This is a genomic window from Streptomyces racemochromogenes, assembly GCF_044129415.1.
GTDB lineage: Bacteria > Actinomycetota > Actinomycetes > Streptomycetales > Streptomycetaceae > Streptomyces > Streptomyces racemochromogenes_A.
Window position 1 is genome coordinate 66943 of the sequence record NZ_JBBDHD010000023.1, and the last position, 20333, is coordinate 87275.

Sequence of the window (20333 nt, forward strand, 5' to 3'; positions counted from 1 at the left end):
GTGCCGTGAACAGGGAAGGCGGGCGGGCGGAATGGCGGTGACGGGCTTGGCCGGGGACGGAGTCGGCCGGGATGGAGTCGACCGGGACGGAGGTGACGGGGACCGGCGGCCCGAGGTGCTCGCCGGGCTGCTCAGGGCCGCCCGGGTCGGGCCCGGCGGGCATGCGGCGGCGGTGCGCCGGGTGGCCGGCTGGCTGGGCGGTGCCGTGGGCGGCTCCGCGCGGATCGAGGCCGCCGGGCGGCCCGACGGCCGGGCGGGGGACGGATCCGGGGCCGCGTCCCCGGACGCCGCCCTCCTGCGGGACGTCGCCTCCGGCAGCCCCCGGTCCGCCGTGGTCGCCGAGCCCGGGCGGCATCTGAGGATGCTGGCCCTCGGCGCCGAGCGGCCGCACCCGGTGCTCGTCGTCACCCGTCCGGCCCCCTTCGGCGAAGCGGACGCCGGCCTCGTCGCCCACGCCGCCACCGTCCTGGAGTTGCTCCTGTCCGCCGGTGAGGCGGAGGCCCGGCGGCGTCGGCTGGCCGAGGCCGGGGCGGGGGTGCGGCTGTCGGTGCTCCAGCTGCTCATGGGCGGGGAAGTGGCCCTCGCCCAGCGGACGATGGCCGGGCTGCGGCCGGGGCTGCTGGACGCGGAACGCGTGGTCGTCTTCGTACTGGAGGCCTCGCAGGTCGACCGGGGCGAGGTCGCGGCGGCCTGCGAGGCGCTGCTCGCCGGGCGGGCGCTGGTCGTGCGGTGTCCCGCGGACGACGGGCACGTCATCGTCGTCGCTCCCGTCGGGGGCGGTGCGGAGAGCGCCCTGAGCGCGTTCGTCGCCGGGCGGGACGGGGTGTTCCTGGGGGCCAGCGACCGCCACCCGCTCTCCCGCGTCGCGGCGGGCTACGACGACGCCGTCCGGAGCCTCGCCGCCGCGCGGTTGATGCCCGGGCGGACGGCCGGTCACACCGCCCGGGTCGGGTTGCCGGACGTACTGGACGCGGAGGCTGCCGCCGCCTGGGCGGCGGCGTTCCTGCGGCCGCTGGCGGCGGTCCCGGCGCACGAGCGGTACGCGCTGACGGCCACCGTGCGGCTCGGGCTGGAGTTCACGGCGGTGAACGCGGCCCGGCTGCTGGGGATCAGCCGCAACACCGTGCGGGCGCGGATGGACCGGGCGGCCGCCCTGTTCGGGGTCGATCCGGGTGACGTACGGGACCGGGCGGCCCTGGACCTCGCCCTGAGGTTCGAGGACCGGCAGCGGGCGGATCCGGGTCGCGCCGCCCCGGCCCTGCGGGGCCTCCTCGCCGCCGCCCCCGTGCGGGCCTGGGCCCGTGACCTGCTCGCGCCGCTGGGCGCCGACGAGCGGGACCTCGGGAGGACGCTGCGGGACTGGGTCGGGGAGAACTGCGGGGTGGAGCCCGCCGCCCGGCGCCGGGGCGTGCACCCGCAGACCGTGCGCGAGCACCTTCGCGGAGCCGAGGGGCTGCTGCGGCGGCAGCTCGTCACGGGCGGGAGCGGGCTCTACGAGGTGGTGCTCGCACTCATGGCCGCGGGGGCGCCGGAGCCCGCGGAGGGGGACCGGCACCAGTGGCATCCGGGCCGGTCAGGGGCGGGGGACCGTGCACCGGTGACACCCTCGTGCCCCGTGACCGTGCAGCCGTGAGGTGGCGGCAGGTCGAGCGGGGCCCTAGTTTTCCCCTCAGCGGCGCCCCCCTAGGCGCCGTCAACGGGGGGGTCGGAGCCGCAGGTTCCGATCCGGCACGCGGGAGCGTGTGACGCCGAACCGGGCCCGGAGCCGCCGCTGCGCTCCGGGCCCGGTTCGTCGTGGCGGGGGGACGGGGCCCGCCCGGGCCCCGGGCCGCTACTTCTTCGTCGGCAGGGCCGGGAGCGACGGGAGCTTGCCCGGGTCGCTCTTCTGGAAGGTGTCCTGGCCGGCGCCCTCCCAGGTGACCTTCAGGGTGGTGGCGTCGACCGAGTCCACCTTGCCCTTCGAACGGGTCGCACCGGGCGGGCACTTCAGGTCGAGGGTGGCACCCGAGGCGGTGCCCTCGCAGGTCAGGCCGGAGGCGGCCTCGACCACGAGCGCCTTCTGGCCCTTGACCGTGAGCACCACGCTCTTGCCCGGCGTCTGCATCGAGATCCAGCCGCCGTCCAGGGAGCCCGCGCCCGCGCCCGCAGCCGGACTGCCCGTGCTTGCGGCGGCAGTCGGGGCGGCGGTCGGCGTCAGGGCGGCCGCGGGGGCCTTGCTGGGCTTGGCGTCCGCCTTCGAGGAGTCGCTGCCGCAGGCGGTGAGGGTCAGGGCGGCGGCCAGGCCGGCGGCGGCGAAGGCGGTGATGCGCAGGGTGCTGTGCACGGGAGGGTCCCCCAGGAAAGCGAGTCGACTGGAACGAACGGTGGAACGGAACGCGCCAAAGTACCAGCCGTACCGGCGGGCCGAGGCACCCGCAGACACGCCCCGCCGGGCCCGGCCGGTTCCGGTCGCGGTGTCCCGAAGCGGTCCCGGTTCCGTCCCGAAGCCGTGGTCCGGGCGTGGTCCGGGCGTGGTTCAGAGGTACTGGGCGTAGTCGTCCAGGGTGCGCAGGACCTCCGCCTCATGGGCTGAGGGGAGTTGCAGGACGACCTCCTCGACGCCCAGTTCGGCGTAGTGGGCGAGCTTGCCGGGGTGGGGAAGGACGGCGTACGGGACCACCTGGAGGGTCTTGGGGTCGCGTCCGGCGTCCTCCCAGACCCGGCGCAGCACCGGCAGGTTCTCGGTGAGGCCGCCGCCCCCGATGGGCAGCCAGCCGTCGGCGTGGTCGGCGACGGCGGCGAACAGCTTGGGGCCGGCGGCCCCGCCGATGAGGGTGCGCGGTCCGTGCAGCCGCTTCCCGCCGGGGAGTTCGCGCGGGGGCGTGGCCGGCTTGGGGTGGGCGTGGCTGGCCTGGACGGAGCCGTACGGGCCCTCGTAGGCGGTGGGTTCCGGGGACCACAGGGCGCGCATCAGGGCCATGTGCTCGCGGACGCGTGCGCGCCGGGTGGGCCAGTCGACGCCGTGGTCGGCGGCCTCCTCGACGTTCCAGCCGTAGCCGATGCCGAGGGTGAGGCGGCCCCCGCTGAGGTGGTCGAGGGTGGCGGCCTGCTTGGCGAGGCCGATGGGGTCGTGCTGGGCGACGAGGGTGATGCCGGTGCCGAGGTGGAGGCGGCGGGTGACGGCTGCGGCCTGACCGAGGGCGACGAAGGGGTCCAGGGTGCGGCCGTACTGGTCGGGGAGGTCGCCGCCCATGGGGGCGGAGGTGGCGCGGCTGACCGGGATGTGGGTGTGCTCGGGGAGGTAGAGGCCGGCGAAGCCGCGCTCTTCGAGGGCGTGGGCGAGGCGGGTGGGGGAGACGGTGCGGTCGGTGAGGAAGATGGTCGTGGCGATCCGCATGGGGGCACCTCCGAGTCGTCGGGAGGGCCAAGGTACGGGGTTCCGCGTGCGGGTGGCAGGTGATCGGGGCGGGGCGTCAGGCCTGCGGGTAGCGGGCCAGCCAGGCCGGGGTGGTGTGGAGGGTGGGGCCCTGGGTCATCTCCAGGGCGAAGTCGTCGGCCATCTCCAGGAGCGTGGCGCGTCCCTCCAGTTCGGCGAGCCAGGCCGCCGGGAGGGCCGTTTCCCCGTGGAGGGCGCCGAGCAGGGCCCCGCACAGGGCGCCGGTGGCGGTGGAGTCGCCGCTGTGGTTGACGGCCAGGCGCAGCCCGTGCCGGACGTCCTCGGCGACGAGGGCGCAGTGGACGGCGATGGCGAGGGTGTCCTCGGCGGAGCGGCCGTCGCCGGGGGAGAGGGACTCGGCGGGGCCGGGGCCGGGGCCGGGGGCGGTTTCGGTGACCAGGGCCCTGCGCAGGGCGTCGGTGACGGGCTGGTGGCCGGGGCGGGCGGTGAGGAGGGCGAGGGCGCCGCGGACGGCGGTGTCGAGGGGTTCGCCGCGCGTGAGGCCGTGGACGATGACGGCGAGGGCCCCGGCGGACAGGTACGCGGTGGGGTGGCCGTGGCTCTGGGCGGCGCACTCGACGGCGAGCTGGAGCACCAGGCCGGGCTCCCAGCCGACCAGGAGGCCGAAGGGGGCCGAGCGGACGGTGGCGGCGGCGTCGCGGGCGGTGGGGTTCTTGGGCTGGTCCAGGGTGCCGAGGGTGTCGTCGGCGAAGCCGGTCAGGCAGGCCCGGTCGGGGTCGCGCCGGGCGTAGAGCCACTCCTCGCGGGCGAGCCAGCCGTTGTCCGCGCGGCGCTCGTCGGGGCCCCAGTCGTGCTGGGTCGCGGCCCAGCGGAGGTAGGCGCGGTGGACGTCGGTCGGGGGGTGCCAGCCGCCGGTGTCCCGGCGCACGTGGGCCCGTATCAGGCCGTCGACGGTGAACAGGGTGAGCTGGGTGGCGGCTGTGACGGTGCCGCGGCGGCCGTGGGCGGCGGCGGGCTCGGTGAGACCGGCCGGGCCGTGGGCCTCGCGGATGCCTTCCAGGGAGAGGCCGGCGACGGGGGCGCCGAGGGCGTCGCCGATCGCGGAGCCGAGGAGGGTGCCGCGCACCCGGCTGCGGAAGTCCTGCTGTTCGGTGCGGCCCCACAGGGCGGTGGTCAGGTTGGTGGCCGGGTTGGCGGCCGGGGTGGTGGGGGCGGTTGCCCCGGCCGCCTCCGCCGCTGTGGCCGTACCGGTGCCCGCGGCCGTGCTCGTCGTTGTGTCCATGCCGTTCCCCCCAGAGTCTGGCGCGCACTGTAGTGGACGGTTCGACCGGTTTCGGAAGGAGTCCGTCAGGTCGCCCATAAGTGAGCGGAGAACGGCCGGATCGCGAGCGGTTCCCGCCGGCGAGATGATCAGTGGCACGTTTTGCCACTCGTCTTCGCGTCGGCTGGTTCCAGCCATGTCCTGTTCACGCCCGGTTCGCCGGGCGCCCGGAGTCTCGACGCCATGAAGAAGGCCCTCCTCGCCGCGACCGCCGTCGCCTCCGTTCTCACCGCCTCCCTCGTCGTGGCCCCCGCCGCCTCCGCCTCCGGCTGGGAATGGCCCGGCCGCCACCACGACCGCACCTCCATCCCCTTCACCGAGGCCACCGTCACCGCCGCCGCGGACGGCTCGTACGCGCTGGCCTGGAACGCCAAGGGCACCGGGCACGTCGAGATCAAGGCCGACGGCAAGGTCGTCGCCCGGGGCGGCGCCCGGGGCCGGGTCACGGTCAGGGGGCTGCCCGCCGCCGACCGCCAGTGGTTCGACTTCAAGGCCGACCACGGCCAGGGCCTGCACCTCGCCGACCGCCGGATCGCGCTGGAAGGCACGGTCAACTTCCGCGACGTCGGCGGCTACCGCACCACCACCGGCCAGTGGGTCAAGATGGGCGAGGTCTACCGCTCCGACGCCCTGGACAAGCTGACGGAGAACGACCGGGCCACGCTCCGGCGGCTGCGCGTGAAGACCGTCTTCGACCTGCGCTCCCAGGACGAGCGGACCAAGGACGCCGACCGGCTCCCGGACGGCGCCCGCTACGTCGTCGCCGACGTCTTCGCCGGCTCCGGCGCCTTCCGGACCCCGCCCACGTCCCCCGACGAGGCCGTCCGGGCCATGATCGGCGCCGAGCGCAGCATGGTCGGCGGCGAAGGCGGCAGGAAGGCCTACGCGCAGGTCCTCGACGGGGTCCGCGACGACCGCGCCCACGCCGTCCTCTTCCACTGCACGGCCGGCAAGGACCGCACCGGCTGGGCCGACGCCACGCTGCTGACCGCCCTCGGCGTCCCGCAGGAGACCGTGCTGGCCGACTACCTGGCCAGCAACGACTACCGCAGGGCCGCCAACGACGCGATCCTCTCGCACCTGCCGGCCCCGCAGGCGGCCGTCTACAAGCCGCTGCTCGACGTCCGCCCCGAGTACCTGAACGCGGGCTACGACGAGGTCAAGGCCAGGTACGGCACCTTCGACCGCTACCTCAAGGACGGCCTCGGCATCGACGCGCGCGAGCTGCGCGAGCTGAAGCGGGACCTCCTCGTCGGCTGAACCCTCCCGTCCCGGCTGCTCAGTCCAGGACCGGCAGCAGCTCCGGCAGGTGCCCGTCCGAGGCCCGCGCCGCGTCCTGGCGCTCCCGCGGCACCTCCCCGTACAGGGTGGTCCGGGCCCGGGCCGGCCGGCCGGCCGCCTCCGCGACCGCGACCAGGTCCCGGACGGACTTGTACGAGCCGTACGAGGACCCCGCCATCCGCGAGATCGTCTCCTCCATCAGCGTCCCGCCCAGGTCGTTGGCCCCGGAGCGGAGCATCTCGGCCGCGCCCTCCGTCCCCAGCTTCACCCAGCTCGTCTGGATGTTGGGGATGTGCGGGTGCAGCAGCAGCCGGGCCATCGCCGTCACCGCCCGGTTGTCGCGGACCGTCGGGCCGGGCCGGGCGATGCCCGCCAGGTAGACGGGCGCGTTGGTGTGGATGAAGGGGAGCGTCACGAACTCCGTGAACCCCTCCACCCCCTTGGCGAGGGCGCTCTCCTGGATGCGGGCCAGGGTGCGGAAGTGGCCGAGCCAGTGCCGGGGCTGGTCCACGTGCCCGTACATCATCGTCGACGAGGAGCGGATGCCCAGCTCGTGCGCGGTGGTGATGACCTCGGTCCAGTCCGCCGTCGGCAGCTTGCCCTTGGTGAGCACCCAGCGGACCTCGTCGTCGAGGATCTCCGCCGCCGTGCCCGGGATCGAGTCCAGCCCGGCCTCCTTGGCGGCCGTCAGCCAGTCCCGTACGGACATCCCGGTGCGGGTGGCGCCGTTGACGACCTCCATCGGGGAGAAGGCGTGCACGTGCATGCCCGGCACCCGCTGCTTCACCGCCCGCGCGATGTCGAAGTACGCCGTCCCCGGCAGGTCCGGGTGGATGCCGCCCTGCATGCACACCTCGACGGCGCCCACCTCCCAGGCCTGCGCGGCCCGGTCGGCGACCTGCTCCAGGGAGAGGGTGTACGCGTCGGCGTCGGTGCGACGCTGCGCGAAGGCGCAGAACCGGCAGCCGGTGTAGCAGACGTTGGTGAAGTTGATGTTCCGCGTGACGATGTACGTGACGTCCTCGCCCACCACCGACCGGCGCAGGTCGTCCGCGATCCGGCACAGGGCGTCCAGCGCCGGGCCGTCCGCGTGCAGCAGGGCCAGGGCCTGCTCGTCGGTGAGCCGCTCCGGGTCGTCGGCGGCCCGCGCCAGCGCGGCCCGTACGTCGGTGTCGATCCGCTCGGGGACCATGCCGGGGGCGGCCGCCTCGCGCAGGGCCTCCCAGTCGCCGTAGACCTCGTCGAAGTCCTCGCGGCGGTCGCCGGTGCGGCCCTCGGTGTCGATCGCGGCGTGCAGGTCGGTGCGCCCGCTGGAGGTGAAGGCCTCCTCGGGTTCCTGCCAGGGGTGCCCCTCGACGGTGGCGTCCGGGCGGGCCAGGCCGGTCTCCGGGTCGGCCAGCGCCCGTACGTGGGGCAGCAGCCGGGGGTCCAGCCAGGGCTCGCCGCGGCGCACGAACTCCGGGTACACGCAAAGCCGTTCGCGCAGCTCGAACCCGGCCGCCGCCGACTGCTCGGCGAGGAGGTCGATCTGGGGCCAGGGGCGTTCGGGGTTGACGTGGTCCGGGGTGAGGGGGGAGACCCCGCCCCAGTCGTCGATGCCGGCGCCGATCAGGCGGGCGTACTCGCCGTCGACCAGGTTGGGCGGGGCCTGGAGGCAGGCGGAGGGACCCATGATGTGCCGGGCGACGGCGATCGTGGCGACCAGGTCGTCCAGTTCGGCATCCGGCATGCCGCGCATCGCCGTGTCCGGCTTGGCGCGGAAGTTCTGGATGATCAGCTCCTGGATGCCGTGGTAGGAGCGGGCGATCCGGCGCAGCGCGAACAGCGACTCGGCGCGCTCCTCGTACGTCTCGCCGATGCCGATGAGCAGCCCTGAGGTGAAGGGCACCGAGGAACGGCCGGCGTCCTCCAGGACGCGCAGCCGGACGGCGGGCTCCTTGTCGGGGGAGCCGTGGTGCGGGCCGCCGGGCTCGGACCACAGCCGGGTGGCGGTGGTCTCCAGCATCATCCCCATGGACGGGGCGACCGGCTTGAGGCGCTGGAAGTCCGCCCAGGACATCACGCCCGGGTTGAGGTGGGGCAGCAGCCCGGTCTCCTCCAGGATCCGCACGGAGATGGCGCGCACGTAGGAGATCGTGTCGTCGTAGCCCTCCGCCTCCAGCCACTCGCGGGCGTCGGGCCAGCGGTCCTCGGGCTTGTCCCCGAGGGTGATCAGGGCTTCCTTGCAGCCGAGGGCGGCGCCCCGGCGGGCGATGTCGAGGACCTCGTCCGGCGACATGAACATCCCGTGCCCGGCCCGGCGCAGCTTGCCGGGGACCGTGGCGAAGGTGCAGTAGTGGCACTTGTCGCGGCACAGCCGGGTGAGGGGGATGAACACGCTCTTCGAGTACGTGATCACGCCCGCGCGGCCGGCGGCCGCCAGGCCCGCGTCGCGGACCCGGGCGGCGGAGGCGGCGAGGTCCTCCAGGGCCTCGCCGCGCGCCTGGAGCAGCACGGCCGCCTCGGTCGCGTCGAGCGCGACGCCGTCCCGGGCCCGTCGGAGCGCGCGGCGCATCGCGTTGTCGGTCGGAGCGTCACTCGGAGTGGTCATACGGGGAGCATACGATTCACCCGGGCGTCGTTGGAGGGCGTCATCGCATCAGCTCACCGGCGTTGACCAGCAGGGACTGGCCGGTTATCGCCCGTGCCCGGTCGGAGGCGAGGAAGACGGCGGCGTCCGCGACGTCCCCGTCGGTGGCGAGGTCGGGCAGGGCCATCCGGTCGGTGAGGCGGGCGTGGACCTCGGCCTCGGGGACGTTCTCGGTGTGTGCGGTGAAGGTCACGAAGGCCTGGACGGGCGGGCCCCACATCCAGCCGGGCAGCACGGTGTTGACGCGGATCCGGTGCGGGCCCAGCTCACGGGCCAGGGAGTACATGGCGGAGGTCAGGGCGCCCTTCGAGGCGGCGTAGGCGGCCTGGCGGACCTCGTTGGGCGCGGCCACGGCGGACTGGGTGCCGATGAGGACGACGGAGCCGCCGCCGGCCTTGAGGGCGGGCAGGCAGGCGCGGGTCATGCGCAGGGTGCCGAGGAGGTTGACGTCGAGGATCTGCTGCCAGGTCCCGAAGTCGGCGTCCTCCAGGCCGCCGAAGTAGGAGTCCCAGGCGGCGACGTGCACGACGGCGTCGATACCGCCGAAGCGTTCGGCGGCGAGCGCGGCGAGGGCCTCGCACTGCCTCTCGTCGGTGATGTCGGTGGGCAGGTACGCGGTGTGGGCGCCGTCGGGGTCGATCTCGGCGGCGGACTTGGCCAGGTTGGCCTCGGTCCGCGCGCCGAGGACGGCGTTCCCGCCGTCGCGGACCACGGCGGCGGCCACCTGGTGGCCGAGCCCGGCCCCCACACCGGAGACGACGACGGTCTTCCCTCGCAGCAGCATGGCGCGCTCCCGTGTCACTCGTACGGTATCTGACGGCGCGTCAGAGTAGGCGGCCGCGGCCGAGGGGGGAAGGGGCGCGGGGGCCCGACAGGCCCTAGCGGCGCCCCGAGGCGTCCAGGTAGATGTTCACGGCGACCCAGGTGAACCACAGCAGCGGGACGATCGCCACGTAGGCGAGCGGCCGGGCGTGCACCGGCGGGCCCTCCTCCAGCGGCTGGCGGCCGGGTGCGGGGGTGGGGTGCGGGAGCTTGCCGAACTTCATCGCGGCGATCAGGTTCCAGATCAGCGTGAACGGCGTGAAGATCACCAGCGAGAAGGGGCTCCACCAGCCCTGGCACAGGGTCTTCGTCGTCATGACCCGGACCAGCGCCCGGCCGCACTGGCGGCAGAAGGGGCCGTTCAGGGTGTGGAACCGCATCATGACCAGCACGCCGACATGGGCGCGGACCGCGAAGTTCGCCGCCTCCGGGGCCCCGCAGTTGCGGCAGCCCGGCGCGGGCGCGTGGGCGTACGGGGGCGCGTACGCGGGGTCGTACGGTGCGGCGCCCGGGCCGCCCTGCTGGGTGGGGAACCCGGTGGGGGGCTGCGCGGGGTATCCGGCGCCGGGATTGGTCGGGTAGCCGACGGGGTACTGGCCCGCCGGCGGCTGGGCGTACGGATTCGGCTGCTGGGCCGCGGTGCCCGCGTACGGGTTCGGCGGGACCGGAGCCCCGGAGTGGGGCAGGGGCTGCTGCGGCGGCGGGGTGGTCATGACAGGCCTTCGGGGTCGGCGGCGCGGGCGGGAGAGCGGTGGCCGAGGGGCGGAGGCAGGGCGGTGAACGGCCTGGACCACGGCCCGCTCCTCCGTCCGGATGCCTTCACGGAAGGGGGAGGTGTCGTACACCAGTGCTCTCGTCTGGCCTGAAAGTACCAGCAGTTGGCGTGCTCCCGTCGGAACGCGCCCGGCCGTCAGGGAAACGGACTGAATTCCAACGAAACGTGCCGGGACGGTCTTTCGGGGTGTTCCGGACAGGGGTGGAGGTCCCCGTCGGGCGGGGCCGGAGTCCCGCAGGAGGCGGGCTGGACGACCTGGGCCACAGAGGGGTGAAGCCGAGACGAATGGTGTGCCATATCTGCGGGGGTGACGGCGAGTCGTATCCGAATACCTGATAGACAGAAGAATCACGGCCCGACCGGCCGTGCACCTGACTTCGCCGGCCGCCTTGGGGGGATCGCCGCACCGTGAAGCCGCTTCACCGTCATGTAGTCAACACCTCGCGCAAGGTGTTGTGCACGGCCGCCCTCGCCGCCAGCCTCACCACCGCGGCCGTCGTGACCAACACCCCGGTCGCCGGCGCGGGCGAGGCCGAACCCACCCCGGACAGCCCGCAGGCCGCCGAGCGCGGCGACGCCCGCCTCGACCTGCCGGGCCAGCTCGCCGACCCCGTCGTCCCGCCCGCCGCGGGCGGGGGTACGGCCGCCGAAGGCGCCGCCGGCATCCCCGCGACCGCCCTGGACGCCTACAAGCGCGCCGAGCTCGCCGTCGGCGCCGCGCTCCCCAAGTGCAAGCTGCCCTGGCAGCTGATCGCGGGCATAGGCCGCATCGAGTCCGTGCACGCCTCCGGCTACGGGCTCAAGGACGACGGCACCACCGAGAAGCCGATCCGCGGCCCGCGCCTCGACGGCAACGGCTTCGCGAAGATCCTCGACACCGACAAGGGCGAGTTCGACGGCGACACCGAGTACGACCGCGCCTTCGGCCCCCTGCAGTTCATCCCCTCCACCTGGGCCACCTGGAAGGCCGACGGCAACGGGGACGGCAAGCGCGACGCGAACAACATCTACGACGCGGCGCTGGGCGCCGGCCTCTACCTCTGCGCCGGCGGCAAGGACCTCTCCAACCCGGCCGACCTCGACAAGGCGATCCTCAGCTACAACCAGTCGCGCGAGTACGTGAACAGCGTCCTCGGCTACATGCGCCAGTACCAGCAGGACGGCACGGCCGGCATCCCGAACCCGCCCGTCGGCAACTACCCGACCCCGCCCGCGCCGCACGTGCCCACCCCGCCGCACGTCCCCACCCCCAACCCGCCGGCGTCGAAGCCGACGCCCGGGCCGGACCCGAAGCCCACCCCGAAGCCGACCCCCGACCCGTCGAAGCCCACCCCGACGCCGGACCCGTCGAAGCCGACCCCGGCCCCCGCGGCGCTGGCCAAGCTGGAGCGGGTCGGCGACGGCACGCCGGCCGCCGAGGCCGGCAGCACCTTCGCGGACGGCGTCCGGTTCAAGGCGGTGCTCAGCGACGGCAAGCCGGCCGTCGGCCAGGCGGTGGTGGTCGCCGTCGAGCAGGACACCACCGGCGGCACGGGCTTCGTCTTCGGTGACGAGTCGAGCGTGGTCGTCCGTACGGACGCCCAGGGCATCGCCACGGCCCCGCGCCTCAAGGCGGGCCCGAAGGCCGGCACCTTCACCCTGCGGGCCACGGCCTACGACGCCAAGAGCCAGTTCACCGTGGCCCTGGACGGCAAGGTCACCGCGAAGCCGCTGGTGCTGACCCGTACGGGCGGCTCCGGCGCGGTCGAGGTCGTGGCGGGCGCCTCCGTCAAGGGCCTGGAGATCCTGGCCGCCCGCGGCGACAAGCCGGAGGCCGGGGTGCAGGTCACCGCCCAGCTGGTCACCGGCACGCCCGGCGCCTGGGTGCCGGTGGACCCGAAGACCGCGAAGGGCCCGTTCTTCAAGGGCGCGGCGGACGGCCAGAAGCTGTTCACCGTCCAGCCGGCCAAGACCGGGGACGACGGCAAGACGGTCCTGCCGGAGCTGCTGACCACGGACGCGCCCGCGGGCACGTACCACCTGCGGCTGACCACGGCGGACGGCGCGGAGCTGGTCCTGGACGTCACGGTCACCGCCCCCAAGGCGGCGCCGAAGGCCTGACCGTGGCCGCGGGGCCGCTAGACCCGTACGCACGCACACGACGGCACGGCCGGTCGCCCAGGGCGACCGGCCGTGCCGTCTTCGGTGTACGGGGCCCGGGGTTATACCGGGGTGTCCTGGACGGTGGTGAAGCCGGTGCCGCAGGCGCCCGCCAGGTTCGACGCGGTGAACGGCGTGTCGGAGGTGGTACAGACGGCCTGGTGCAGCTCGCCCTCCCGGTCCAGCAGGGTCACGTAGAGGGAGCCGGGGTTCGCCTCGGTGACGGACGCGGCGGTGTCCGTGACGCACGTGGGCGCGTTCGCGAGGATGCCGAGGTTGATCCACACGCCCGGGTTCCGGCTGTCGTTGAGGAACGCGTGCCCGTGCCGGTCGGTCGCCACCCGGAAGATCAGCGGCGTGGAGAAGTTCAGGTAGTCGGGTGCGGCGGTGGCGATGTCGCGGGCGGTGGCGCACTTCTTGCGGTGCTCGCCCTCGTGGTCGTCCTCGGACCGGGTCGGCTTGGTGCTCCCCGCGTGCGCGGCCGGCTTGGCGGCCTTGGCGGGATGGGAGGCCTTCTTCTTGGGCTGCGGGTCGAGGTGTACGCCCCCCGCCGCCGCGGACGGTGCCATGAGGGCGCCGAGGAGCACCGCTCCCGACAGCGCCGAGATGCCCCGTGCGGCCCAAGCGAGCTTCGTCATCTGTTCCTCCGTGAGTGCAGGCCGGATGTCCGCGACCCAACATCCCCGATCCGGAACGGGACGCACGCGCAACGTCACGGTTCGTCACTCAGGGGAACCAGTGCTCGACCCCCGAACGGAGGCAGGAATGCTCCGGACGGAACAGGAAGGAGCCCCACGGGAAGGAGCCCCAACAGGCAGGAGCCCCGCCCCTTCCGTTCGCACGGAGGGGGCAGGGCTCCTTGGGTACTGCGATATCCGACCGCGATCCGGTCGGCCTGGCGACTAGGCCGGGGTGACGTTCTCCGCCTGCGGGCCCTTCGGACCCTGCGTGACGTCGAAGTTCACCTGCTGGTTCTCCTCCAGGGAGCGGAAGCCAGAGGCGTTGATCGCGGAGTAGTGGACGAAGACATCCGGGCCGCCGCCGTCCTGGGCGATGAAGCCGAAGCCCTTTTCAGCGTTGAACCACTTCACGGTTCCGGTAGCCATGAGCCCTCCTATGGGCCAAAGGGTCGCCCTGCTCCAGAACCTGCTAAGAAGTCTGAAAACTACAAAAGCCTGCGGGTTACATGCTCCGCAGGCCTCGTACTGCAAGGGAAACCAAACTGCAACTTGCGTCGAGCCTAGCACGCACCCTCGGGGCGAGACCAGAGGGAAAGATCACGTCACCCGGACGTTTGAGACCCGCTCGAACGCTGACGGAGAAGCGCGGCTAGTCTCGCGATGTGGACGTCTATCGCAGCCGGCCCAGGGTCGGCCACATCCAGTTCCTGAACTGCATGCCCCTCTACTGGGGACTCGCGCGCACCGGCACGCTGCTGGACATGGAGCTGACCAAGGACACCCCCGAGAAGCTGAGCGAGCGGCTCATCCAGGGCGACCTGGACATCGCCCCCGTCACCCTCGTGGAGTTCCTCCGCAACGCCGACCGCCTCGTCGCCCTCCAGGACATCGCCGTCGGCTGCGACGGCCCCGTCATGTCCTGCGTGATCGTCTCGCAGGTCCCGCTGGAGCAGCTGGACGGGGCCCGGGTGGCCCTCGGATCGACCTCCCGCACCTCCGTCCGCCTCGCCCAGCTGCTGCTCGCCGAGCAGTACGGGGTGCGGCCCGACTACTACACCTGCCCCCCTGACCTGGGGCTGATGATGCAGGAGGCCGAGGCGGCGGTGCTGATCGGCGACGCCGCGCTGCGCGCCTCGCTGCACGACGCGCCGCGGCTGGGGCTGGCCGTGCACGACCTGGGACTGATGTGGAAGGAGTGGACGGGGCTGCCGTTCGTCTTCGCCGTCTGGGCCGCCCGCAAGGACTACCTGGCCCGCGAACCCGAGATCGTCCGGGAGGTCCACGAGGCCTTCCTCGCCTCCCGGGACCTGTCCCTGGAGGAGGTCGTGAAGGTCGCCGAGCAGGCGGCCCGCTGGGAGGCCTTCGACGCCGGACTGCTCCAGCGCTACTTCACCACGCTCGACTTCCGGTTCGGTCCGGAACAACTCGCCGGAGTGAGGGAATTCGCGCGCCGTACGGGGGCGGACACGGGCTACGCCGCGGATGTGGCCGTGGAGTTGCTGAAGACCGGCGTCGCGGAACGGTGATCACCAATACCCCGGGGATCTTCCCCGGGGATCTTCCGCTTCACTGAACGGGAATGTTCCGTTTGCCGGTAATTCGTTCGCCTTTCGCATTTCCGTCGCACGCGCCCCGAGAAGCGGGAGAAGATCGGCGGGGCGGAATACGGGCGGGCGGGGGAAGCGCATGGCATTCGGCAGGAACAGGGCGAGCGCGGAACCCCCGGAGCCGGTTCCCTGGGAGGGGATCACCCGGTTCACGGTCGGCCGGTCGCTGCGCGACGCGGTGCGCGCCTCGAAGCGGGGCGCGGGGGCGCACGCGCTGCGCGTCCCGCGCGTGCGCGGCGGGGAGGAGCTGATGGTCCCGGCCCTCTACATCGCGCCGGCCGGGCCCGGCGGCGTGTCCCTGCGGCAGGCGGGCTTCCGGCTGTACGAGGACGAGGGCTGCACCCGGCCGCTGTGCTCGGTGCTCCCGGAGGACCCCGGCGGCGAACATCACCGGGTGACGGACGCGGCCGGGCGCGAGGCCGGCACCGTCCACCGCACCCCGGCGGCGCAAAGGCTGGTCCGGCACGGCTGGTGGCTGGAGCAGCCCGGGCACCCGGAGGTGGCCGCCCCGCGCGGCTGGGCCGAGGGGGGACCCGGGCGGATCGTCGGGCGTGGCGTCGGGAAGGTCCTCGGGAGCGTCGTCGACAACGTCCTGAGCCTGGGCGCCGAGGACACGGGCGCGGCCCCGCTGAAGCCGGTGCTCTGGAAGGCCGGGCAGGAGACCGTGCTGACCTTCCGGCCCTCCCAGGGCCCCCGCTGGTACGAGCTCGCGGCGGAGGGCTGGCTGGACAAGCGGCTGGCCTTCGCGCTGGTCGTGCTCAGGGAGAGCGAGGTGTGGGGCGCCGGCCGCCGCTGACGCCCCGGTCCTTCCGGCCCCGATCCGCCGGACACCCCCTAAGGTGCTGCTGTCCGGGTGACCACGCAGCCCGGGGACAGGGGGGACGCGATGCAGCCGCTCGAAGCCGGCGAGCCGCGGACGATCGGCGCCTACCGGCTGCTGGGCCGGCTCGGCGCGGGCGGCATGGGCCGGGTCTACCTGGGGCGCAGCGCGGGCGGCCGGACCGTCGCCGTGAAGGTCGTGCACCCGCACTTCGCCGCCGACACGGAGTTCCGCACCCGGTTCCGCCGCGAGGTGGAGGCCGCGCGGCGGGTGGGCGGGGAGTGGACCGCGCCCGTGCTGGACGCCGACCCGGAGGCGGCCGTGCCGTGGGTGGCGACCGGATACGTGGCGGGGCCCTCGCTGGACCGGGCGGTCGCCGGGCACGGCCCGCTGCCGGAGGCCTCGGTGCGGGCCGTGGGCGCCGGGCTGGCCCGGGCCCTGGTGGCGGTGCACGGGCTGGGCCTCGTCCACCGGGACGTGAAGCCGTCGAACGTGATGCTGACCCTCGACGGGCCGCGGCTGATCGACTTCGGGATCGCCCGGGCCACGGACGGCACCGCCTCCCTGACCTCAACCGGGGTGTCCATCGGCTCGCCCGGCTACATGTCCCCGGAGCAGATCCTGGGGAAGGGCGTCACGGGCGCGTCGGACGTGTTCTCGCTGGGCGCGGTCCTGGCCTTCGCGGCGACCGGCCGGCCCCCCTTCAGCGGCGACAACTCCGCGACCCTCCTCTACAAGGTGGTGCACGAGCCGCCGGAGCTGGAGGGCGTCCCGGCCGGGGAGCTGCGCGAGCTGATCGCCTCCTGCCTGGCCAAGGCGGCGGCCGGGCGGCCGGCCCCCCAGGACCTGGCGGCCGCGCTCGGCGGGGCCCTGGGCGCCCCGGGCTGGCTGCCGGCCCCGCTGGTGGAGGAGGCGAGCCGGGCGGCGGTGGCCCTGCTGGACCTCGACGCGGATGCCTCCGAGGCCGGTGCGGCGCTGCCCGGCGCGGGCGCCGCACACGGGGCGGGCGGCGCGTCCGGGTTCGGGGAGCCGGCCGCGTCCGGGTCCGGGCCGGTGCCGTTCACCGAGGGGTCCTACGGCGGGCCCGTCGGGGTCGGTTTCGGGACGCCGGACCCCTCGTACGGGCCCCCGCCCGGGTACGCCGCGAGCGCGGGGCCCTACAGGTCCGGTGCGGCGGGCACGGGCGGCTCCGGGGCCGGGTCCGGCAGCGGGCCGTACGGACCGGGCACCGGGGGCGGGGTGTACGGCGCACCGACCGAGACGGCCGGTCGCGGCGGGGTGCCGCAGCCGCGGACCGCGCCCGGCGACGGGCGGCGCGGGCTCACCCTCAGCGCGGCCGGCCGCCGCTTCAGCTGCACCCTGGTGCTCGGTGCGGCCGCGGCCCTGGTGGCCCTGTCGGGCGGGCTGTACGGGATGGGGCTGCTGCCCGGCCAGGGGGACACCCGGGACGCGGCGGTGGGCAGGCCCCCGACCGCCTCGACCCCGCAGCCCGCCGGCTCCGCCCCCTCCTCCTCCGGCTCCGCCGCGCCGAAGGGAACCCGCGACGAGGTGCCCGAGCAGTTCATCGGCACCTGGAAGGGCACCGTCACCACCACCATCAAGGCCACCACCGAGTTCGAGATCACCATCAAGGCCGGCAAGGTCGGCCAGGTCGTGGCCCGGGACAAGTCGGTCCTGCCCGTCCTCGGCACCGACTGCAGCGGCGACTGGAGGCTCTCCTCCGCCACCGACGGCTCCCTGGTCCTCGACAGCTCGGTCGGCTCCAACCCGGCCCCGGGCATCTGCTCCGGCGGCTCCGCCGACGAGCGGTTCACCCTCACCCCCGGCGGCACGCTGCACTACCGCTCGGGTGACCGGGGAGCCGGCAACCCCGAGGGCGACCTCGTCCGCAGCCCCTGAGCGGGGTCCCCGCCCCCTGGCGGACCGGTCGGGGCCCTGGCGTAGGCTGGCTCGGTCCGGACCCTTGACACACCGCCGAAAGGTGACCCACCGGTGACCGACCTGGCCGCACTCCAGTCCGTGCTCGACCGCGCCGCCGCGGGGGGCCGGATCACCAAGGAAGAGGCGCTCGACCTCTACCGGCACGCCCCCCTGCACGCGCTCGGCCAGGCCGCCGACGCGGTGCGCCGCCGCCGCTACGCGGGGACGGAGCACATCGCGACGTACATCATCGAGCGCAACATCAACTACACCAACGTGTGTGTCACGGCCTGCAAGTTCTGCGCCTTCTACGCGGCCCCCAAGGACACGAAGAAGGGCTGGACCCGCGGCCTCGAAGACATCCTGCGCCGCTGCGCGGAGACCGTCGAGCTCGGCGGAACGCAGGTGATGTTCCAGGGCGGGCACCACCCGGACTACGGCGTGGAGTACTACGAGGAGCACTTCTCCGCCATCAAGAAGGCCTTCCCGCAGCTGGTCATCCACTCCCTCGGCGCGTCCGAGGTGGAGCACATGGCCCGCATCTCCGGCGTCTCGGCGGAGGAGGCCATCCGGCGGATCCACGCCGCCGGCCTCGACTCCTTCGCGGGCGCCGGCGCCGAACTCCTGCCGGAGCGGCCCCGCAAGGCGATCGCCCCGCTGAAGGAGTCCGGCGAGCGCTGGCTGGAGATCATGGAGATCGCCCACAAGCTGGGCGTGGAGTCCACCTCCACCATGCTGATGGGCACCGGTGAGACCAACGCCGAGCGCATCGAGCACATCGCGATGATCCGTGACACGCAGGACCGCACCGGCGGCTTCCGCGCGTTCATCCCGTACACGTACCAGCCCGAGAACAACCACCTCAAGGGCCGGACCCAGGCGACCGTCTTCGAGTACCTGCGCATGATCGCCATCGCGCGGCTCTTCCTCGACAACGTCGCCCACATCCAGGGCTCCTGGCTGACCGTCGGCAAGGAGGCGGGCCAGCTCGCCCTGCACTACGGCGCCGACGACCTCGGTTCGATCATGCTGGAGGAGAACGTCGTCTCCTCCGCCGGTGCCAAGCACCGCTCGAACCGCCAGGAGATCATCGACCTGATCCGCAAGGCCGGCCGCGTCCCGGCGCAGCGCGCGACCACGTACGAGCACCTCGTCGTGCACGAGGACCCGGCGAACGACCCCGTCGACGACCGCGTCGTCTCGCACATCTCCTCGACCGCCATCGAGGGGGGCACCGCGCACCCCGAGCTGAAGCTCATCTCCACGAACTGACGCGGACCGACCGCCGATGCTGACGCTGCACGCCGCCGAACTGCTCGTCACCGGGCCGGACGCCGCCCCCCTGGAGGCCGGCGCCGTCCTGGTGGAGGGCGACCGGATCGTCCGCACGGGCCCGTACGGGGAACTCGCCGCGGCAGCGCCGCACGCCCGCGTACGGCGCTGGCCGGGGGTGCTCACCCCGGGTCTGCTGGCGCGCGGGGCGGACGTGCTGCTGGAGGGGACGTACTACCCCGACGACCCGTACGAGGTCACCGAGCTCGGCGCCGCACCGATCACCGGCGCCGAGGCCCTGGAGGCCCTGAAGCTGACCGAGTCCCGCTGGGGCAACAGCGCCCGGCGCGGCACGCAGAAGCTGCTGGCGCGCGGGGTGGTGGCGGTGGCCGGGCGGTTCACGATCCCGGCGGTGCGCACGGCGGTGGTCCGCTCGGGCCTGGCCGTCGTCCCGCCCGCCCCCTACGAGGGCGCGCCGGCACTGGACCCGCTCATCGGGCGGGAGAGCGCGGGGCAGGCCTTCCACGGGGTGCTCCAGGCGGGCGCCGCGGCCCGGTTCGCGGTGTTCGCGGTGGCTGACGCGGCCGAGCTGCCGGTGCGCGGGGCGACCACCTGCGTGGCGACCGTCATCGGCGGCCGGCTGCTGCACCGGCGGCGGTAGCCCTCCGGCTCACGGGCGAGGCCACCGCGCCGCCCCCGGGGCGGGCCTGAGAGGATGGGCGGGGCGGCACGAGCCGGCCGGCCCGCCCGCCGGCGCACCGCCGCACCCACCGCCACACCCACCGAGCACCGAGGGGCCACCACCAGTGACAAGGGCTTCCCTGGACAAGCAGCCGCACGAAGTCGCCTCCATGTTCGACGGCGTTGCGGAGAAGTACGACCTCACCAATGACGTCCTCTCCCTCGGGCAGGCGCGCCTGTGGCGCAAGGAGGCCGCCAAGGCGGTCGCCGCCCGCCCCGGCCACACGGTGCTCGACCTGGCCGCCGGTACCGCGACCTCGTCCCTCCCGTACGCCGCGACCGGCGCGTACGTCGTCCCCTGCGACTTCTCCCTCGGCATGCTCCGGGAGGGCAAGAAGCGCCACCCGTGGCTCCCCCTGACGGCGGGCGACGCGACCCGGCTCCCCTTCAAGGACGACGTCTTCGACACCGTGACGATCTCCTTCGGGCTGCGCAACGTCCAGGACACGGACGCCGCGCTGCGCGAGCTGTACCGGGTGACCAAGCCCGGCGGGCAGGTCGTCATCAGCGAGTTCTCGCAGCCGACCTGGGCGCCGTTCCGCACGGTCTACACCGAGTACCTGATGCGCGCCCTGCCGCCGGTGGCCCGCGCGGTGTCCTCCAACCCCGACGCGTACGTGTACCTCGCCGAGTCCATCCGCGAGTGGCCGGACCAGCCGGCGCTGGCCGAGCTGCTGCAGAAGGCCGGCTGGGGCAAGGTCGCCTGGCGCAACCTGAGCGGCGGCATCGTGGCCCTGCACCGCGGTGTCAAGGTCCAGTAGCGTCCGTTGGCATCCGTGGAACCTGTGGACTACCAGACCCTCCTGGACCGGATCGCGGCGGACGTCGCCCCGCTGATCGGCAGCGGCACCCCGGCCGAGTACATCCCGGCGCGGGGGGGGGGGGGGGGGGGGGGGGGGGGGGGGGGGGGGGGGGGGGGGGGGGGGGGGGGGGGGGCGGGGGGGGGGGGG

The 20333-nt window shown here is 74.3% G+C and carries 17 protein-coding genes; 9 read left to right on the top strand and 8 right to left on the bottom strand.

Features of this window, described 5'->3' with window-relative positions; translation table 11 throughout:
• Window positions 1-37: 37 nt before the first annotated feature.
• Window positions 38-1633: a helix-turn-helix domain-containing protein gene (locus WDV06_RS12160; protein ID WP_395509695.1), complete on the top strand. Its 1596-nt coding sequence runs from the start codon at window positions 38-40 to the stop codon at window positions 1631-1633.
• Between the two features lie 198 nt (window positions 1634-1831).
• On the opposite strand, the gene WDV06_RS12165 is transcribed toward WDV06_RS12160, so the two are convergent.
• From WDV06_RS12165 to WDV06_RS12175, 3 genes are all read right to left on the bottom strand, one after another.
• Window positions 1832-2323, bottom strand: a complete 492-nt coding sequence (locus WDV06_RS12165) for a hypothetical protein (RefSeq protein WP_395509696.1) — start codon at window positions 2321-2323, stop codon at window positions 1832-1834.
• 192 nt (window positions 2324-2515) lie between these two features.
• Window positions 2516-3376 (bottom strand): TIGR03619 family F420-dependent LLM class oxidoreductase, encoded by an 861-nt coding sequence (locus WDV06_RS12170; protein ID WP_395509697.1) that lies wholly within the window; start codon window positions 3374-3376, stop codon window positions 2516-2518.
• 76 nt (window positions 3377-3452) lie between these two features.
• Complete coding sequence (locus tag WDV06_RS12175) at window positions 3453-4658, bottom strand: ADP-ribosylglycohydrolase family protein (protein ID WP_395509698.1); 1206 nt, start codon at window positions 4656-4658, stop codon at window positions 3453-3455.
• Window positions 4659-4880: 222 nt separating this feature from the next.
• Between WDV06_RS12175 and WDV06_RS12180 the strand changes: the two genes are divergently transcribed.
• Window positions 4881-5957 (top strand): tyrosine-protein phosphatase, encoded by a 1077-nt coding sequence (locus tag WDV06_RS12180; protein ID WP_395509699.1) that lies wholly within the window; start codon window positions 4881-4883, stop codon window positions 5955-5957.
• A gap of 19 nt (window positions 5958-5976) precedes the next feature.
• On the opposite strand, the gene WDV06_RS12185 is transcribed toward WDV06_RS12180, so the two are convergent.
• The 3 genes from WDV06_RS12185 to WDV06_RS12195 all read right to left on the bottom strand — a co-directional run bounded on the left by WDV06_RS12185 (window position 5977) and on the right by WDV06_RS12195 (window position 10142).
• The gene (locus WDV06_RS12185) at window positions 5977-8568 is read right to left on the bottom strand and encodes a bifunctional FO biosynthesis protein CofGH (RefSeq protein WP_395509700.1); all 2592 of its coding nucleotides are present in this window, start codon (window positions 8566-8568) and stop codon (window positions 5977-5979) included.
• A gap of 40 nt (window positions 8569-8608) precedes the next feature.
• Window positions 8609-9391 carry an SDR family oxidoreductase gene (locus tag WDV06_RS12190; protein WP_395509701.1) on the bottom strand — a complete coding sequence of 261 codons (783 nt, stop codon included), beginning with the start codon at window positions 9389-9391 and terminating at the stop codon, window positions 8609-8611.
• Between the two features lie 94 nt (window positions 9392-9485).
• On the bottom strand, window positions 9486-10142 hold the full coding sequence (locus tag WDV06_RS12195) for a hypothetical protein (RefSeq protein ID WP_395509702.1): 657 nt from the start codon (window positions 10140-10142) through the stop codon (window positions 9486-9488).
• Window positions 10143-10612: 470 nt separating this feature from the next.
• On the opposite strand from WDV06_RS12195, the gene WDV06_RS12200 reads away from it, so the two are divergent.
• A complete protein-coding gene (locus WDV06_RS12200) occupies window positions 10613-12304 on the top strand; it encodes a lytic transglycosylase domain-containing protein (protein ID WP_395509703.1) in 1692 nt (563 codons plus the stop codon).
• A gap of 101 nt (window positions 12305-12405) precedes the next feature.
• Here the strand turns inward: WDV06_RS12200 and WDV06_RS12205 are convergent, their stop codons facing one another.
• Both WDV06_RS12205 and WDV06_RS12210 read right to left on the bottom strand, forming a co-directional pair.
• Entirely contained in the window at window positions 12406-12981 is a 576-nt protein-coding gene (locus WDV06_RS12205; RefSeq protein WP_395509704.1) for a hypothetical protein, read from the bottom strand.
• Window positions 12982-13245: 264 nt separating this feature from the next.
• The gene (locus WDV06_RS12210) at window positions 13246-13449 is read right to left on the bottom strand and encodes a cold-shock protein (protein WP_007265804.1); all 204 of its coding nucleotides are present in this window, start codon (window positions 13447-13449) and stop codon (window positions 13246-13248) included.
• Between the two features lie 236 nt (window positions 13450-13685).
• On the opposite strand from WDV06_RS12210, the gene WDV06_RS12215 reads away from it, so the two are divergent.
• The 6 genes from WDV06_RS12215 (at window position 13686) to WDV06_RS12240 (ending at window position 20144) form a co-directional block, all read left to right on the top strand.
• Window positions 13686-14549 (top strand): menaquinone biosynthetic enzyme MqnA/MqnD family protein, encoded by an 864-nt coding sequence (locus WDV06_RS12215; RefSeq protein ID WP_395509705.1) that lies wholly within the window; start codon window positions 13686-13688, stop codon window positions 14547-14549.
• Between the two features lie 160 nt (window positions 14550-14709).
• Window positions 14710-15426, top strand: coding sequence for a hypothetical protein (locus WDV06_RS12220; RefSeq protein ID WP_395509706.1), 717 nt, complete (start codon window positions 14710-14712; stop codon window positions 15424-15426).
• 90 nt (window positions 15427-15516) lie between these two features.
• Entirely contained in the window at window positions 15517-17349 is a 1833-nt protein-coding gene (locus WDV06_RS12225) for a serine/threonine-protein kinase (protein ID WP_395509712.1), read from the top strand.
• 93 nt (window positions 17350-17442) lie between these two features.
• Window positions 17443-18642: a cyclic dehypoxanthinyl futalosine synthase gene (gene mqnC, locus WDV06_RS12230; RefSeq protein WP_395509707.1), complete on the top strand. Its 1200-nt coding sequence runs from the start codon at window positions 17443-17445 to the stop codon at window positions 18640-18642.
• Between the two features lie 16 nt (window positions 18643-18658).
• Window positions 18659-19303 (top strand): imidazolonepropionase-like domain-containing protein, encoded by a 645-nt coding sequence (locus WDV06_RS12235; RefSeq protein ID WP_395509708.1) that lies wholly within the window; start codon window positions 18659-18661, stop codon window positions 19301-19303.
• Window positions 19304-19448: 145 nt separating this feature from the next.
• The gene (locus WDV06_RS12240; RefSeq protein ID WP_395509709.1) at window positions 19449-20144 is read left to right on the top strand and encodes a demethylmenaquinone methyltransferase; all 696 of its coding nucleotides are present in this window, start codon (window positions 19449-19451) and stop codon (window positions 20142-20144) included.
• Window positions 20145-20333 lie beyond the last annotated feature (189 nt).